Raw genomic sequence first — 17639 nt, forward strand, 5'->3', positions numbered from 1 at the left:
TAAATTACCCCTAATAATTTATATGTTAATTCCCAGTCTCACCTTTAAAATTATCTCGCCATCTTAAAAACTTCGCTTCTAGTAAACGTACTAGAGAGTCAGAAAACTTCCCAACAAATGCAAAGATAATTATGCCGACAAATACGATATCTGTATTTGAAAATTGCCTTGCATCCATAATCATATAACCAATACCTTCTGTAGATCCCATAAGTTCTGCTACTACTAAACTCACCCATGCAACACCTAACGATAACCTTGCTCCTAGTAAAAGGTTAGGCAATGCAGATGGTAAAATGAGTTTCGTAATTAGTTTTCTTTTGCTAAACTCTAACACTCTCGCAACATCAAATAACTTTGAATCCACACCTCTAATACCTAAAAATGCGTTTACGTATAAAGGAAAAAATGCACCATCTGCAATTAATAACACTTTCGATGTTTCACCAAAACCGAACCATAATACGAAAAGTGGCGCAACAGCTAGATGAGGTACAGTTCTTAACATTTGCACAGATGGATCTAAATATTGCTCACTTCTCGTTGAAAATCCAACAATCGTTCCTAAAATGATTCCTAAGCCCCCACCAATAAAGAAACCAGCCGCAGCCCTGAATACACTAATACTTAAATGGCCGAATAACTCTCCTGTTTTAATAAGCTCTTGGAAAGCTAGAAAAATATCTAATGGTGTTGGTAAAACTGTTTTAGAAACAAGGCCGAATACGCCAGCTAACTGCCAAATTATTAATATAATAACCGGTATAGTAATCGCCCTTACTAAAACTTTTACATTTAACTTTCGCACATTCTTAACTCTGTTTTTCTCAATCGTTATACTCGCTGGTTTAATAACAGCTTTCGTATTTTCCACTTTACAAAACCTCTTTTCACTTCGCTTTCAATGCTTTTTCTACGAAAGAATTATCTACAACTTTTTCCGCCCTAATTTCTTTCTTTATAGAACCGAGCTTATATTGAAAATCCGCTGTCTTTTGTTGTTCTGCTATTATTTCCTTCGTTACCGGAACTAAAATTGGTTTGTCGTGATTAAACACTTCTTTTACGATCTCCGCATCTATCTTTTTTACAGAAGTATATACTTTTATTGCTTCATCCAAGTTAGCATCTTGCCATACACGTGCTTTCTCATAAACTTTGAGGAATTTCTCAACTAATTCTGGATGTTCTTTCGCAAATTTTGTTCTCGTAATTAAAAATTCTGGTGAAGAGACATTTAATGTTTCACCGTCTGCAATCACCTTCGCACCTTTATTTAACGTATGTAATGATATGAAAGGGTCCCAAATCGCCCATGCATCTACTGATCCTGATTCGAATGCAGGCTGCGCTTCATCTGGTTGTAATTGAATGACATTTACCTCTTTTGCATCAATCCCTTCTTTATCAAGTGCTCGATACAATAAATTAAAGGCACTACTTCCTTTTGCTACCGCAATTTTTTTACCTTTTAACTCTTTTACACTCGCAATCTTGCTATCTTTTTGAACGAGAATTCCAGTTCCTTTTCTCGCATAACTTGTATTGGCGATTTCGGTAAATCCAATACCTGCTGCTTGCGCTGAAATGACTGGAGAATTCCCTACTTCACCAAAGTCTAATCGGTTTGATGCGATTGCTTCAAAATAAGGAGGTCCACTTTGGAACTCTGTCCATTTCACTTTAACTCCTTCTTTTTTAAACTCCTCTTCAAACCACCCCTTTTTCTTTGCTAGTAATAGCGGGCTTAACCCTTGCTGTATACCAATTTGTATTGTTACATCTTCTTTCTTACTACTTGCTGTACTTTTTTCACATCCTAATAAACATACTGATATAGCTAAAGCAAAAGAAAGAACTTTAAATTTTTTATACATATAAAATCACCCTTTTCCTATATACTTGTTTGAATCAACCCTCCATATTCAAACTGCTGTAATACTTTCGTTCGAAGTTGTTGGAACGATTGAGAAGTTTTATTTCGTGGATAAGGCAAATTATTTTCAATCACTTTATGTATTTTCCCTGGTTTTGCACTCATAATGATGATTCGGTTTGAAAGATATATCGCTTCGTCTATATCATGTGTAACGAATATCATTGTTGTTTTCTTCTGCTCCCAAATATTTAGCAATACTTCTTGTAAATGACTTCGAGTAAAAGCATCCAGCGCTCCAAAAGGTTCATCAAGTAATAATACATTTGGATCTCTTAATAACGCTCTCGCTATCGCAACACGTTGTGACATCCCGCCTGAAATTTCTTTCGGATACGATTTTTCAAAGCCATCTAACCGAACGATTTCAACCCATTCTCTCACCTTATCTTTCACATACTTATCTTTTAACGACAAATCTGCCGCTATATTTTCTTCAACTGTTAACCATGGAAAAAGCCTATGTTCTTGAAAAATAAAACCTTGTTTCTTGCTCGTTTTTAAGATAGGCTCCCCGTCAATAACAACTTCACCTTCAAAATCATTATCTAGACCTGCAACAATTTTTAGTAATGTACTTTTTCCGCACCCACTCGGACCAATTACTGTAACAAAATCCCCTTCCTCTAATTGAAAATTAATATTCTCTAGCACTTGAACCGTACCAGTTTGTTTCAAAAAATATTTTGATACCCCATCAATTGAAACAGTCATTTCTTCCCCTCCTTAAAATGATTCATATAAATGAACAGATTCAGTATTTGTGCAATAAAAAAACCAAAGGCATTTTATCTGTTGATAAAATGCCTTTGGTTTCTCCAATCAGCAATACGTTATGGAATTAAGTACATATTATACAAATATTTCCGATAAGTCAACTAGGTTTTATTAAAACATACATATGATTTGTTTGAACATTTTACTTTTGTTTATTTAAACGACGTTTACTTACTATTTTTTCTGATCTTTAATCCACTGTAACCAATAAGAAAACTCACACGCTAAATGCATTTGATGGGATTTAATTAGACTATTAGGACAAAGGGCTGGGAACTCAACAACTAGACTTACTTCTATCCCTGTATCAGTATCTTTAAATTGATGTCGAACTCCACCAATAGTAGTACCATCTTTCATACGTGCAACACCTGTTGATTGGTATTGATAAGATTTATCTCTCGGTGTTTTCAATCCGGTTTCGTCACCAAAAACAATGAAAAATTGAACTGGAAACGGAGAATTACCAGTAGTTTCGATAACCTCTAATTCATTTTCCCCAAAGGGTCTTAGTACATAGTGATCAGGACAAGCAGATAAATTCACTTTGTTATTTTCACGTGATTGTTCAAGCATCAAACTATCAATTCCATGTATAGCTACTTCTGCTGTAATCCCGTCTAAATAAATACTAGTTTTTGAAAATTTTCGTCTATCGCCAGATAAAAGAGTACAGATACGCATACCTAATGCACTTAATCTAAGTTTTGATTTCAACTTTTCGTATATTTCATTGTATGTATATCGCAACTTTATTTCCGTTAGCTGTTTTATCATGACGTCTGTATCATTTATTTCAAGCTCTTTATGTCCTAATGTATATAATACTTTTTTTATCCGTTCTCTTTTCCATTTTATAAGTTGCTCTTGTGAGATATTATTTCCATCGATAATAATTTTCATAAACTTTCTCCTTCCTTTTGATTGTATCGTAGTGTAGTTAATACTAAATTAACCATTTCATGTTTTGTATCTAGATTCAACTTTACTTCTGAATGAGCAATACTGCTAAGACCGTATAGAATAAACCCAGAAGCTAATAATGAGTTATCAGTATAAAAAACCCCTATGTTTACTCCCTCTTCAATTACTTGTCTAATTAACGGTTGCATACGTGCGAATAATTTCTGTTCCAGTTGAAAATGTTGTTCCGTCTGAAACGAACTCACATTTTTATAGGGTGCTAACTTTTCAATAAATGTCCAAAATATATCTAGTGAATCTTTCATCTTTTGCATGACAGACCGTTCATTTGAAACAAGTATTTCTTCAATTAACTCCATATTTTTCACAATACAGTCATTTAAAACTTCATCAACAAAATTCTCTTTAGACTTGAAGTAATAATAAAATAAGCCCGTTGCTACACCTGCATGATTCACAACATCTTTTATGCCAAATCCTTTCATACCATTTTTCATATATAGTTCAAAACCAATATCCATTAACTCTTGGCGTCTTACATCTGGTTCTTTTGATATTCTTTTCATACGTCATCTCCTACAATGTTTTCACCACGACTGAATCTGATTCAATCATAAACGACTGAACTTGATTCAGTCAATATTATTTCATAAATTTAAAATCGATTTAATAACTAAGCGACGAAATTTCTACAAAAAAAGAGTAATCTCAAGAGATATGCTACTAACCTTAGATTGATCAAAAAAGTTAGATCATATAACTTGAGACTACTCATTTCCATTCAAAATATTTATGTAATTAAATTTTATTTCCTCCGCACCCTGGCTGTCTCCAAAACTATTGGTGGAAGCTCTTTTTGAATGATTTCTTTTAATTCATAAAGAGCTTTCTTCACATAACCACCTTCGAAATTTCCTAATGGTTCTGGTAATTCATCCTCATCCAATATGAAATATTCTCCATTTGGAAGTACCATAATATCGATGATTAAATCTTCAAAGGAAACCACTTCATCTTTTATTTGTGTGTTTTTTACGATATTAAAATAGGAACCTAAATACTTTCCTTTTATATCTCTCCATACGTATAAATTGTACGGACGATCTCTCCAGTAATATGCGATTGTATAACTCCCTTTTGGGATTGTTAACTTAGTATCATTTGCAGTCATTGTAAATGAATACTGCACCTCGTGAAATAAAACGATACTTTGTGATTGCTTTTCAAGTAATAAGCAATTGTGATCTACTATTGTTGAGTTATACCGGATTTTTCTTTCTATAATTTCAATTTTCGATGTAAGTAACTTATTCATTATTTTGTTTCCCCTTATGCTAGTTCTATCCTCAATTATATCTATTTATGTAGTGATAAAGAAGTATATAGTTTTTTATATAATGATTTATACAAGTACATAATAAAAACTCCTTCTTATTTAGAAAGAGTTTTTCACTATCCATGTTTCATATTTTTTCACTTCTAACGGAAACTCATTTGTTTTCATGCAACTAACAGTACTATTACTCATGTTTTAACTTTTCCTTAACCGCATCATAAAATTTTCGTTCTTCATCAACATTTAAGTAAACACGACTTACTGTTTTAGAAAAGCCGTATAACAACTGCGCTTTCACTGGCTCTTTTAATGTTATTTCAAAAGTAGCAGGTTCTTTTATGAACTCCATAACAGTTGCATCCAATACCTGCTTCCCTTCTTTTGCCGTTAGCAATTCACCCTTGTAGAACGCAATATTATCAATTTGTGTAAATGGCATAACAATTTTCTTTCCTAATCCGATTTGAATGATTACTTGTTCTTCTGTTACGACAAGTGGATTTTTGCGCATCGCTTGTATTTCAGCTATAAAATAAATCATCGCGTATACATTTAAAATAAGTAAAATCCATGCTATTACTGGATTCCACTGATGTAGTAAATAATGAAAACCAATGCTTTCAATTGCTGTTGCATGAATAATCATGATATACACACCTATAGCACCAGTCTTTTTATGATATGAGTATACAGATTTACCTGTTGGTACTTTTTCACGCCACGATAAAAACGCATAATAGATTAACTTACACTCTGTTAGAATGACATCTATTAACTTACCTCTTTTCATAGTAGCGTCAAACGCTGCATCAATTGCATAAGAAAAGGAATAATTTTCTCTTCTATATTCTTTATATTTTTTTATTATTTTAGGAAGCACTCTAACAATTTTATAGAGAAGGAATAATTCTAGACCTACAAATGCAATTTCAGCCGCAACAATAATATAAGAGATGAATAAAAAAGCTTGTAAATAATCACTTGGAATAATAAATCTTGCAAAAATATAACCAGCTATTACAACAGGAACTATATATGTTAACGAGTATCTTTTTCGAATAATGAAGAAATACGTGATGATTGGAATGACAAACATGCAATCTAATAATGACCCAAGCACAACTTCTTTCGGCGCAACTGGTACAATTGGAAGGGCATACAATAAATAGTTTGATAGCATAATTAAAGAGACGAGTCCAATCCAAATACCTTTTCGCCTTCGTGATAGTGTAACCTTCATACGTTCACTCCTTTATTTAAAAACCTCATTTAAATGGTCTTTATAAAATGAAATGGCACGTTCAAATTCTTTTACTTCCTCTACTTTCACGACAGTTTCAAGTAATAATTTCATCGCTGATTCGTGATCGTTTACGTTATATTTTGCTAATGATAAAAATACTTTCATCGGAGCGTTCTCTGGAAATTTTTTCACCCCAGCTTCTAATACTTTAATTGCCTTTTCATACTCCCCTATACAACGATATGTACTTCCTAAACCAATATAAGCACCGCAAAGCGATTCGCCATCAAGTCCATTTGCGATTGCCTGCTCATAATACGGAACTGCTTCTGTTTCTAGCCCCATTACATCATGTATCCACGCACACTGATACAGTACTTCTGCATCCTTTGTAAAGTTTGTTAATCCTATAAGCATCTCTTTAGACTGCGCATATTTCTTTTCATTTCTAAGTTTAATAGCTTGCTTTAATAAATGTTCCATAGAATCCACTCCTCACCAATTATTCTGTGTATAGCTCTTGATTGGTATACGCTTCACATTCGTGTAAAAGTAAAATTCCCACCAATTAAAGTTTCGCTTACTTATTACTATGCGGATTCATTCTCATCTAAAAACTTAATTTTAAAAAGCAGTGACACGATTACATAATACCTCTAAGCTTTTGACAATTTCTTTCGCTGTTTCATCTTTCCCATTACACAACTTCCCTTTACCATCCTGTCCAATTACATAATGCACAGCCCCGCGCGAATATAAAGAATGTGGTGAATTCGCAATCATTACATTCGCCCTTGCTTCTTTCATTCTATTTTTTGCTCTTTCAAACAGTTCTTCTTCATTTAAATCACTTTCAAGTTTAAAACCAACAAGTACTGTTTCTGGGTCCCATTCTTTTATTTGTTTTAATACCTTTGGAGCCTTTTGAAAGTGAATAATCGGTGCTATATCACTTGAAATTTTTCCGTTCATATTAAGAACATTACCATCTTGATCACAAATTTTCTCTACAATCCAATCTGATCCAGCCGCTGCCATAATGACTGCATCAACCTTTTCATGTGATATGATACTTTTCATTTTATCTTGTAAATCAACGATTCCTTCAAATGGATGTAATTCTAACCCTCTATGTACATCACTCGGTTTCTCCGCAAAATAACCGTGTAAATATATAACATGTGCCCCTTTAGCTAGAAGTTCTTCTGCGATTATCCTTCCGATTGTACCTTTGGCCATATTCGTATGCCCGCGTACTGGATCCCATTTTTCTAGACAACCACCGCTCGTAATTAATACCTTTTTCCCCTTCATTGTAACCATCCCTTACTAATTTTTCTTACGAAACCATTCTGTTCCAAAGTCAACTATATCACGCTGTTTCATTAGACGACACGTTGCATTCCCTATCTTCCCATTTTTTACAGTTCCTTTTCGCTCAAACTCCACACCAATTTCTACAAACTTCTCAGATTCGTAATCCATTTCAACAAACTCTTTCCACACTCTTTCACCGTTTTCTATAATAGGTGCTCCTACTTGTATTAACTCACATGCACCAGAACGCACCTCGGATAAATGAACAGACGTATTGGAATCATATCCAACACCAATTAATAATACGTACCCGTCTAAATCATATATTTTTCTTAATGGAGATTCTTCTCCAAAGCTCATTGATAACGAATGGTTCATTGTTATTTCTACTGCATGTTTTCCCCATGCAGCAAAACTTCCTAACGGATGATTACTACGTACTACATTCGGATATGTACGAAAACATTCAACTATTTCACCCATTCCCCTTGTTGGGGTTATACGTGAATCAAATGCTGGGACGTTATCTCGGATAATTTGCCACCAGTCTTCCGGTACAGGTGGTCTTGACCAATGTTTCGGATCGGACAAATCCGAAGATTGCGTTGGCATTATTATCGTTCCTTCTTCCGTAACAACTTTCATTAATGCTTCTACTACAGCAACGGCACCACCAGATATCCACCCGATAGAACTTAGTGATGAATGAACGATAATTGTCATTCCTTTTTCGACTCCTAATGCTTTTAAATCTTTTGTTATTGTTTCGATTGTATTTGGAAATTGTGTACTTGCTACTATTTCATTCATTTTCATATTGGTTCCCCCACTAGCCACTTAAATTTAAACTTTTATATAAATATATTATCATATTTTTCTTAATTTTTAACTTAATCATATTCATTACTACAAAAATATGTATATTATTATACTGAAGCCTCAAAACTCTATTAAAATCGTAGATAATGATGAGCGAGAGTTTTTTTGAAATGAAGAAAAATGTACATCCTATTTTTTCAAACTATACTCCATATGCATATTTTATACTATTTTTCCATGTAACAATGAAGTCTTTCTATCCCTGGATATTTTTCTCCTAAACTTTTAACTTGAAAACCAATTCTTTTATAAAATTCTACCGCCCCATCGTCTGTCTCCGCTTCTATATAAGTCAATTGATATATCCTTACCACTTCTTTAATCATTTGCAGTGCAATTCCTTTTTGACGATAATCTGGAGCCACTGCTATATGACATATGCGTGCTTTAGTTTCTCCGATTATTTCAATACCTAGACAAGCTTTTTCTTCATATTTGTACAAAGTCCCTTTATTACTTTGATAAAATATTACTGCCTTCTTTAAGCTTATTTCATTTGGACCGACGGCATATTGTAGCACATTTAATATTGAATCTTTCTCAATTTGTTTAACACACTGTAAATTCATACTTTCATCCCTTTCTATGAAAAAAGACTAGCTCTTAATAAAAAGAGCTAATCTCATTACGCCGTTATTTTTTCTTCTTTTTTTACAACGACAGCCACATAACTATGAAGTATCATTCCAATAATAACGAGACTCATACCAATCCAAGATAATGATGATGGGATTGGTGCAGATAACCAGATCAACTCTCCTACTAGCGCAAATAAAACTTCACCAGACTGCGTCGCTTCCACTGTTGCTAATTTTTGCGGATCATCTTTCACAAGATCTGTTGCAAAGAAAAATAATACTGTCGCGATTAACCCAGAGCTAACTGCTACAATAAAACATTGAAAAACTTGGCTACTTGACGGTAATCCGCCTGTTGATACTTCGTAACCAGATAATAAAAACCAAAATGGTAAACTTGCTAATGTCATACCGAGTACTCGCTGAAATACATCTAATTCCCCTTTACAAACTTGCATCATTTTTCTATTTCCAAGAGGATACGCAAATGCTGCAATAAGTACAGGAACTACACATAAAACGGTTTCACGAATACCTAATGAAGAAGCATGTTCTACTTGCATGAGAACGACACCGAATAAAATAATGCCCGACATTACTAATTCCTTCAACGGAAGTTTTTTATGTAGTGGATCCACCGCAAAAAATGGTGTTAACAAAATCCCTGCAACGATTGTAATTTGCCATGTTGATGCAACGAGCCAACCTGGTCCGAACGCTCCAGCAAAACTAAGCGGTGCATAAAAGAGACCAAATCCAACGATACTCCACACTAACCATTCTTTCGGATTGTTTTTCATATATTGAAAGAGTTGCTTTAAGTTCCCTCTATACATAACAATAAGTAATAGCATTGGAACCATAAAATAATACCGTAATGATGCACTCCAAATCCAGCTTCCACCTTCTAAGTCCATTGCCCTGTTTAAAACAAAAGTAAAGGCAAAGAAAAATGATGCCAGTATCCCTATAACAATTGCTTTCATTGTAAAACCCCTTGTATTTAATTTTTTATCTCTATGACATATATTTTAGTATACGCGATGAAAAATCTACATTCAAACTTACATTTCACTTTAGGATGATGAAGGAATTGTAGTAGATTTACATGGGAATAAAGTGCATTGGTATGAAATCGAGGCCATTACATGTCAAAATTTTCAAGGGTCAAAATCTACTTTAATCTCGCCCACTATACTCACCATGAAAATATACGCATCCGCTATAAAAGATGGCTACCAACTATTGCACATTCAATTTACTGGTTTTCTATTGAGAAACCAAAAGATTATCATAAAAATTTAATGATAGCTTGGGAAGAAAAGCGAACGAATAAAAACAAACGCCTCCTTTAATTATTATTTAGGGGCGTTCGTTCATTCAAAAATTAAAGAATATGTAGTTTATATTCTCTGTATAATTTCTTCAATCGACTTATATGGGCTTGATGATACCGATTATGATCTGCTATATGCCATATTCCCCATCTTATTGTCGCAGTTTCGCCTTTTTCATACAAAACTTCCTCTCTTAAAAGAACAACACCATATGTTCATCATCACTATACACACCATTCATTTTTATAGCCCTTTTTTCAATTCCGTATGTTTTAAATCCCATTGACTCATATAATCGTTTGGCTGGTTCGTTGACACAACCCCTAAATTCAATTGCTCTAGCTTCATCTCTTTTGCCCTTTCAATTGCTTTACGTATTAAATCACGTGCAAGACCACTTCTTCGATTTTCAGTATCTACATACATTGCAACGATATGTCCTTTATGCTTATATGCGTCTTTTTCTTCTGTTAATAAAGTAACAACCCCAACTAAACGATTTTCATTATTAAAAGCACCAAATGTAAAACTACTGTTGGATGAAAGATTACTAGCAACTCGTTCAAGAGGGTTTTCTTGACGTACTGCTTCTTCATAAGTCGTTATAAATGCTTCTGGATTTACTTGTAGTGCTTGTAAACGCAACTCCCAATATTTTTTTGCATCCGCTTTTGTAAGTAATCGAATCATTTTATTTTCCCCTTTTTAATTTACATAATATTTTTATAGGTTATTATTTTTTGATTCATACTCTTCTTTTAATATACTGTAACGATAGCGATGAATGAACTTTCCCTGTCTCAATCGATCATTTCTCATTAACCCTTCGCATACAAATCCGGCACTTTCATAACTCTTTTTAGCTTTTGTATTATCTTCATCTACACGTAACCAAATTTTCTCCAATTCAAACTGAGAAAAACCTATTTGTAACATGCTGTTTAGAGCTGCCATTCCAAATCCTTTCCCCCAATAGTCTTTATTTCCAATCGCAATTCCTAGTTCAGCATTTTTATTTGTTTTATCAAAATTTTTAAGGTCTACCCATCCAATATGTATACCTGTCTTAGTAACGATTGCCCTTTGTTCATAACCATTTTTCCGGCTTATACAAGCTTCAATCCAGTTTCTCGTATCTCCACGAGTGAACGGAGGATATTGATCTGATACGACTAAATGCTTTGTTACATCTCTATCTAATGACCATTGATAGCGATCTTCTACATCATCTAGTGTCAATTCTCTTAATTGAACATATGGTACATTCATTTTTTTCTCCTCTCTTTATTTACCAATAGAAAATCCTTCGAACACTCTCCCACCATACTGTTCTAACGTCTTTTCTATAAAATGAATTAATTCATTTTTCCCTCCCGTTTTATAAAAATGATCAAAAGCGGCTACAAATTTGTTTGCATATTGCTCATCATATCTTTTTAGCACTCTAATAAACCATTTTGAACTCCCAAGCCACTTACCATTTACTCTTAATACATATTCATGTACTAAATCGGCTAATAAATTAGCGATAAACAATTCTTCTTCTCTTTTTGTTGCACCAATAAAGTCATCTAAAGTATCCGTAATAAAATATCGCTTCTGCTTAATCGTTTCTTCGGTCCATTTAGCCGGTCCTTTATGTAGTAAATCATTCGCTTCTTTTTTTAATTTCTCAACAATTTCCTGTTCCCCTTTTAAGGCAATCCCTTCTGAAACTAATTGTGGTAACGACGGTCTCCCTCGATTACAATCCATTTTGAAAAAGGTTTTATATGTTTCGAAATTATGAACAAACACCTCAACAGGCCATCCATTACTATAGAAAGATTCTCTATAGCAAGAAGTTAAACTTTGATCGACTATTACAATGTCAAGGTCAGATGTTTTCGTCGCTTCTCCTCGTGCAACGCTTCCGCCGAGTAAAGCTACATCACAATTCGGAAATTGTAATGTAATTATGTTTTGTGCTGCTTCAATTGGTTTCATAACCGATCCTCTTTTCTTATTTCACTTTCTTTTTTTCAGCTCTTTCTCTCGCTTTTTTTATATAGCTTTCTGCATCTGGTGTTTTACATGATGTTGCACCATGATCAACCTCTATTTTTCCAATTTCACTTGCAATTTCAATCGCTTGTCGCTCTAAGTCTTCATTACGAATTCCTATTGCGATTAAAGCACTATTCATCGCTTCTTTTTTTCTATTTTTTTCATTATGTATATTTTCTTTAATCTCTTCTAAGTACGGAGAGAAGAAATCATCATGTAACGTTTTATTTTTAATCGCTATATTTGCTAATAAAGACCAGCCAGCTCTTCCAATCCATTCATCATTAGACTTTGTCCACTCTTCCATTCTTTCTATTGCAATTGGCGAAGTACATATAGATGTCATAAGAACATCCATTAAACAGTAATAATCAACATCCTGAATCCAACTATTAAGCTGTTCTGTCGTTATTTTTTTCGGGTCTAAAATATAAGTTGCTAATGTCATTGCGTCCATATTTTTCGTTTCCCACAATTCAACTGCTAAATCGTGATCTTTTTTTATCTTCTTTTTTAACAATTTTAAATTCGCAAAACTAACTCCAAATAACGGCTCTTTCGCTCCGTGGTTTTTATACGTTTTTCGATTTTGTTCTGTTCCATATTCCTCTAGTTGCTGCATTACTTCCTCAAGTAACATATACCCACCTCTTTATCTTTTATGTTAACTGTATATATGTATGTACGATATATTCTACATTACTTTTTGTTTTTCCTATATTTATTTTTAAAATACGGTATGTGAAATTTCTAAACATTGCACAGCTATACCATCAAAAAACTGTACATGTTAAACATACAGTTTTTTGATGGTATCAATTTTGCGTAGAATAAGATATAAACTACGAAAGAACTTTTAATAAGATGTGTATTTCCAACATGTTTAGAAAACGCTTCAAAATGGTTTACTATCATACTTTTATACCTCCTTCATAAATTATGTTTACTACATTTGTTCTTAGCCAAAATACTTTCTACATTTTAATAACTCTCTCAATAAAAATTTCTTATATAAAAATCCCTACAAACACTGTAGGGATTTATGTCTAAATCATTTTGTTACACTCTATTTCATATGAAAATAGTTTTCTTATTCAGATGCATTCATAAGCACAATTCTCCAACCGTCTGGATCCTCTATTGTGGTTCCTTTCTCTATCCAATACGGGTTTTCAGGTTCTACCTCATGATAGCCCATATTACTTAATCGATTCACTATCTTTTCAATTTCATCTTTAATAGGCATATAAAAAACTAGTAAATTATCTTTTGTCGGTGCCGGACATGGACTTCCATTAACATGTGTAGTAAACTCCAAATGATACTCTTCATCTGGTAAGCCAAACATAACCCCATCATATCCTTCATGATTGTGAAATTCCCCTATACGTTTTAAACCTAATCCTGTTTCATAAAAACTTATCACTTCTTCAAATTTATCTGTTGGTCTTGCAATTCTAAATTGAACCCAATTCTTCATGCAAATCTCCTCCTTTTCATTTTCCAAAGCTTTATAGTAATTAGTATAGGTTACATATATTCCCTTTAACATCCCTCATTAGTGTGAACTTCCTAAGTTGAAAGACCTATTAGTTAATAAACAATAGGACTTTAGTATAAAATTCATATAAAATTAGTTATATAAATATAGAGATGAATTACAAGCTATTACGTATGAAATAGTTCTCCTTGCAGGGCCTTTATATACCGATCAGCAGATCTTTGTACAGCTTTATTCGCATCTTCCACCACACCATGAAATGCATTATATAGTCGACTAAATTGGATATCTTTTACCTTCTCTGCCATATCTCTAACTTTATTCGCTGGTAATGGAATGAGATTGGGATAACTATACATAAAACTTACCCATTTTCGATCCGAAACTACTTGTATAATATCACCTGATAACAAAATACCTTTCCCTTCATTACCGTCTTTCCAATGTATAACAGTTCCACCCTTAAAATGGCCTCCTAAGCGATGCAATGTAAGTTCTTCCGATAATATCAGATGCTCCCCAGACCAAAATTTAATTTGCTTACTCGGACGAACCACCCACTCTTTATCATCTTCATGAATATAAATAGGTACATTGAATGTTTCCGCCCATTTAACTTGTGTAGAGTAATAATGTGGATGAGAAAGTGCTATTGCTTGAATACCACCTAAATCATATATACGTTGTATCGTTTTATCATCTAAATAACTAATGCAATCCCACATAACATTTAGAGTTTTACTTTGTATTAAAAATGCTGTTTGTCCAATCGCAAATTTAGGTTTAGTAGTAATGCTATACAAATCGCTTTCTTCTTTTATTATTTCGTTTTTGTATAAATTGCTATTTTGCATCGTTTCTAATGTTGTCCATGACTGCCCAATTGGATTAACATATTGTCTTTCCTCATTACAAATTTTACAGCGAGAAGGTGCTTCTTCATTTTCGGGATACTGTACTCCACATGTAGTGCAAATATAATTATCCATATTCCCACTCCTTTTTTCATGTAATTGTTTCTTTACCAATATTTTAATAAAAAACAAAAATATTCGAATCAATAATTGGAACGAAAACGAAGTGATACGAAAGTATGATTTGGTGATTGAAAGTTTAAATAATAAAGTTTAAATTCATCCTATTTTTCAAAACTGCAATTGATATAAAATCTTGCATACTTTTGAGTAAACTTTTTTACACTTGTAAAAAAGTTTTTTTGCATTTCCCTACCTATAATTGCTAATATAGTAGAGTAGAACTTTTATAGAGAGAAGGAAAATTATGCACAATGGAATTCGAATGACAACTTTAGTAAAAAGGGCTATGTTAGTTTGTGCGGGGGTATTATTCACATACGAAGTAGCTTTTGGATCAGTACATACTGCTCTAGCTAGTACAGAGGATGAAGCAAAATCTGTTCAACTTGTAAGTGAGATTCAAACATCTCTTGCTCCGAAAGAAGCTCCAAAACATTATAACGGGCAAGTTAGAAAAGTCGCTTATTTAACATTTGATGACGGTCCTGGAAAATACACAGCTGAGCTTTTAGATATGTTAAAGAAAGAAAATGCAAAAGCAACATTCTTCCTAATTGGTTCAAACGTAAAAGCTTTCCCTGATCTTGTAAAACGCGAAGATGCTGAAGGTCACTACGTTGGGATGCACAGTATGACTCATAACTACAAGAAACTTTACACTGAAGGTCATTACGTAGATGAAATGAAGGAAGACCAAGGCTTAATCGCTGGTGTGTTAGGTAAATCACCAGTATTAACTCGTCCATCTTACGGCTCTATGCCAGGATTAAACGAAGCTCTTCGCAACAAAGTTGTAGAAAATGGCTTAAAAGTTTGGGATTGGACAATTGATTCTTTAGACTGGAAATATAACAAAATGCAAGTTGATGCTGCATCTGCTAAAATTGTAGAAAACGTGTTACATGGTGCTACAAATCCAACAGAAGTTATCCTTATGCATGATATTCATCCACAATCAGTAAAAGCAGTTCCTGGAATTATTAAAGGACTGAAAGAAAAAGGATATGAATTAGAAGCATATAATGAGAACGAACACTTCCCATTAAACTTCTGGCATGATAATCGTATGTAATGAAAAGACTTGATTTCCTTTAGCTGGGAATCAAGTCTTTTTATCATTTTGGGAATTACTCCTCGTATATTCGACTCAAACTCCCCCTTCTCTAATATCAATAAAAATTCAAAATCACATGTTATACTATAATTTAGTTTAAATAAGTAGGTGCCATATGATCGTATATACAGTACAAACTGAAGAAGCATGGAAACAATTTAAGAAACTTGGTTATTTAGAAGGTAATAAAGAATTCATCGATCCAGACGATGTATATTCATATGACTAGATGGTGCGCGTCGCTAAAACAAGATTGCCTCATTACGAAGGTAACTATCCTATTTGGGTCTGGGAAGCAAATAATTACCCAAATCGAAATCATAAAGCTTGGGGTAGAACAAATTCAAAAATGGTAATTTTAACACTAGATGTACCGAAAGAATGGGTACTATGGAGCTATTTTGACTATTGGTGCTGTGCTATGACTGATGGATCAACATATTTACATACAAAAAATAAGTGTACTTTAGATGAATGGTATACATATATGGATAAAGAATACGGGATAATATTTGATTTCGACTATTTATTATCTCATCCTGATTGGTGTCTAGGTAAAGAGGATTCGTTAGAAAAACAAGGTGTTATCGGCAAAATACACCTTTCCTTCGTGAAAAAAGTAAGACGTTTTCGTGCTAAGACAGATAAGTCTATTAGTAAAATCCGAAGTGATAACTGGGATAATAGAAAAGAAAACCGCATTAAAAAGATGAATCGAAAATTAAGAAAGCGAAACGATAAACAAAAAAGAATACAAAAGCGACTTATACGAAATTAAAACATATATCAAAATACAGTAAGAAATTATGGATTGAATATACAAATTCAATCCTATTTTTTATATTATCAACACTTTAGCACATATTACTCTTAAGGAGTGATGTGTATATGGATTTTCTTTCAGCCGAATATTTGTCCGCCCTACTTGCCATCATTGTAATTGATTTAGTGTTAGCCGGTGATAATGCCATTGTAATTGGATTAGCAGCAAGAAGATTACCGAAAGATCAGCAAAAGAAAGTTATTATATGGGGAACTATCGGGGCAATCGCGATTAGAGCCCTCGCTACCTTAGTTGTTGTTTGGTTGTTAAAAATACCAGGGCTACTTCTAATTGGTGGTGTACTCCTTATATGGATTGCTTATAAATTAATTGCTGAAGGCAAAGATCATGATATTAAGGCCGAAGAAGGATTTTGGTCTGCTATTAAAACCATTATTATTGCTGATGCGTTAATGGGCATCGATAATGTACTCGCTGTTGCAGGAGCTGCCCATGGTAACTTTTCTTTAGTAATCATCGGATTATTAGTGTCTATTCCAGTAGTCGTATGGGGCAGTACATTGATTTTAAAATGGGTAGATCGTTTTCCTGTCATCATTACGATTGGAGCAGCCGTTTTAGCTTATACTGCCGCGAAAATGATTGTAGATGAGAAATGGTTCGCTGGATTTTTCGAAAGTAACCCTTTCGTTAAATGGGCATTTATCATTATTATCATCATCGGTGTAGTTTTCTTCGGAAAGGCTAAACAAAAAGCAACAGCTGGTTCTGTCTCATAATGATGGTATATTTACAAATAAAAGGCGCTATTCATATGAATAGCGCCTTTT

19 protein-coding genes and 3 pseudogenes are annotated in these 17639 nt (G+C 33.6%); 3 read left to right on the forward strand and 19 right to left on the reverse strand.

The window, feature by feature from the left end; translation table 11 throughout:
- Window positions 1–25: 25 nt before the first annotated feature.
- From V7S45_RS14305 to V7S45_RS14395, 19 genes and pseudogenes are all read right to left on the reverse strand, one after another.
- The gene (locus V7S45_RS14305; protein ID WP_000432108.1) at window positions 26–874 is read right to left on the reverse strand and encodes an ABC transporter permease; all 849 of its coding nucleotides are present in this window, start codon (window positions 872–874) and stop codon (window positions 26–28) included.
- A gap of 16 nt (window positions 875–890) precedes the next feature.
- Window positions 891–1877, reverse strand: coding sequence for an aliphatic sulfonate ABC transporter substrate-binding protein (locus V7S45_RS14310; protein WP_000276927.1), 987 nt, complete (start codon window positions 1875–1877; stop codon window positions 891–893).
- Window positions 1878–1894: 17 nt separating this feature from the next.
- Complete coding sequence (locus V7S45_RS14315) at window positions 1895–2650, reverse strand: ABC transporter ATP-binding protein (protein WP_000218576.1); 756 nt, start codon at window positions 2648–2650, stop codon at window positions 1895–1897.
- 237 nt (window positions 2651–2887) lie between these two features.
- Window positions 2888–3616, reverse strand: a complete 729-nt coding sequence (locus tag V7S45_RS14320) for a hypothetical protein (RefSeq protein WP_025686895.1) — start codon at window positions 3614–3616, stop codon at window positions 2888–2890.
- Window positions 3613–4203: a TetR/AcrR family transcriptional regulator gene (locus V7S45_RS14325; protein ID WP_000822621.1), complete on the reverse strand. Its 591-nt coding sequence runs from the start codon at window positions 4201–4203 to the stop codon at window positions 3613–3615. Before V7S45_RS14325 ends, V7S45_RS14320 begins: the two co-directional genes overlap by 4 nt.
- Before the next feature lie 239 nt (window positions 4204–4442).
- The gene (locus V7S45_RS14330) at window positions 4443–4952 is read right to left on the reverse strand and encodes a DUF402 domain-containing protein (RefSeq protein ID WP_001037883.1); all 510 of its coding nucleotides are present in this window, start codon (window positions 4950–4952) and stop codon (window positions 4443–4445) included.
- 205 nt (window positions 4953–5157) lie between these two features.
- Window positions 5158–6213 carry a hypothetical protein gene (locus tag V7S45_RS14335; RefSeq protein ID WP_025686893.1) on the reverse strand — a complete coding sequence of 352 codons (1056 nt, stop codon included), beginning with the start codon at window positions 6211–6213 and terminating at the stop codon, window positions 5158–5160.
- A gap of 12 nt (window positions 6214–6225) precedes the next feature.
- Window positions 6226–6699 carry a tetratricopeptide repeat protein gene (locus V7S45_RS14340; protein WP_025686892.1) on the reverse strand — a complete coding sequence of 158 codons (474 nt, stop codon included), beginning with the start codon at window positions 6697–6699 and terminating at the stop codon, window positions 6226–6228.
- Window positions 6700–6840: 141 nt separating this feature from the next.
- Complete coding sequence (locus V7S45_RS14345; RefSeq protein ID WP_025686891.1) at window positions 6841–7530, reverse strand: phosphopantothenoylcysteine decarboxylase; 690 nt, start codon at window positions 7528–7530, stop codon at window positions 6841–6843.
- Window positions 7531–7545: 15 nt separating this feature from the next.
- Window positions 7546–8349, reverse strand: coding sequence for an AAC(3) family N-acetyltransferase (locus tag V7S45_RS14350; protein ID WP_000783346.1), 804 nt, complete (start codon window positions 8347–8349; stop codon window positions 7546–7548).
- Window positions 8350–8579: 230 nt separating this feature from the next.
- Complete coding sequence (locus tag V7S45_RS14355) at window positions 8580–8981, reverse strand: GNAT family N-acetyltransferase (RefSeq protein WP_001053116.1); 402 nt, start codon at window positions 8979–8981, stop codon at window positions 8580–8582.
- Window positions 8982–9037: 56 nt separating this feature from the next.
- Window positions 9038–9976 carry a multidrug resistance efflux transporter family protein gene (locus tag V7S45_RS14360; RefSeq protein ID WP_025686823.1) on the reverse strand — a complete coding sequence of 313 codons (939 nt, stop codon included), beginning with the start codon at window positions 9974–9976 and terminating at the stop codon, window positions 9038–9040.
- 401 nt (window positions 9977–10377) lie between these two features.
- Window positions 10378–10515: pseudogene (locus tag V7S45_RS14365) on the reverse strand (DinB family protein); the annotation flags it as partial.
- A gap of 5 nt (window positions 10516–10520) precedes the next feature.
- Window positions 10521–11017 (reverse strand): annotated as a pseudogene (locus V7S45_RS14370) (GNAT family N-acetyltransferase).
- A gap of 33 nt (window positions 11018–11050) precedes the next feature.
- A complete protein-coding gene (locus V7S45_RS14375; RefSeq protein WP_025686824.1) occupies window positions 11051–11596 on the reverse strand; it encodes a GNAT family protein in 546 nt (181 codons plus the stop codon).
- Between the two features lie 15 nt (window positions 11597–11611).
- Window positions 11612–12313 (reverse strand): nucleotidyltransferase domain-containing protein, encoded by a 702-nt coding sequence (locus V7S45_RS14380; RefSeq protein WP_025686825.1) that lies wholly within the window; start codon window positions 12311–12313, stop codon window positions 11612–11614.
- Window positions 12314–12329: 16 nt separating this feature from the next.
- The gene (locus V7S45_RS14385; RefSeq protein WP_000923449.1) at window positions 12330–13013 is read right to left on the reverse strand and encodes a DNA alkylation repair protein; all 684 of its coding nucleotides are present in this window, start codon (window positions 13011–13013) and stop codon (window positions 12330–12332) included.
- 450 nt (window positions 13014–13463) lie between these two features.
- A complete protein-coding gene (locus V7S45_RS14390) occupies window positions 13464–13853 on the reverse strand; it encodes a VOC family protein (protein WP_000800667.1) in 390 nt (129 codons plus the stop codon).
- 188 nt (window positions 13854–14041) lie between these two features.
- Window positions 14042–14863 carry an MBL fold metallo-hydrolase gene (locus V7S45_RS14395; RefSeq protein WP_025687158.1) on the reverse strand — a complete coding sequence of 274 codons (822 nt, stop codon included), beginning with the start codon at window positions 14861–14863 and terminating at the stop codon, window positions 14042–14044.
- Between the two features lie 292 nt (window positions 14864–15155).
- Here V7S45_RS14395 and V7S45_RS14400 point away from each other — a divergent pair, with 292 nt between their 5' ends.
- The 3 genes and pseudogenes from V7S45_RS14400 to V7S45_RS14410 all read left to right on the forward strand — a co-directional run bounded on the left by V7S45_RS14400 (window position 15156) and on the right by V7S45_RS14410 (window position 17588).
- A complete protein-coding gene (locus V7S45_RS14400) occupies window positions 15156–15983 on the forward strand; it encodes a peptidoglycan-N-acetylglucosamine deacetylase (RefSeq protein ID WP_000551452.1) in 828 nt (275 codons plus the stop codon).
- A gap of 157 nt (window positions 15984–16140) precedes the next feature.
- Window positions 16141–16803, forward strand: a pseudogene (locus V7S45_RS14405) (DUF3841 domain-containing protein).
- A gap of 110 nt (window positions 16804–16913) precedes the next feature.
- Window positions 16914–17588, forward strand: a complete 675-nt coding sequence (locus V7S45_RS14410) for a TerC family protein (protein ID WP_000346930.1) — start codon at window positions 16914–16916, stop codon at window positions 17586–17588.
- Window positions 17589–17639 lie beyond the last annotated feature (51 nt).

This window comes from Bacillus sp. BR3(2024) (genome assembly GCF_039134555.1).
GTDB lineage: Bacteria > Bacillota > Bacilli > Bacillales > Bacillaceae_G > Bacillus_A > Bacillus_A cereus.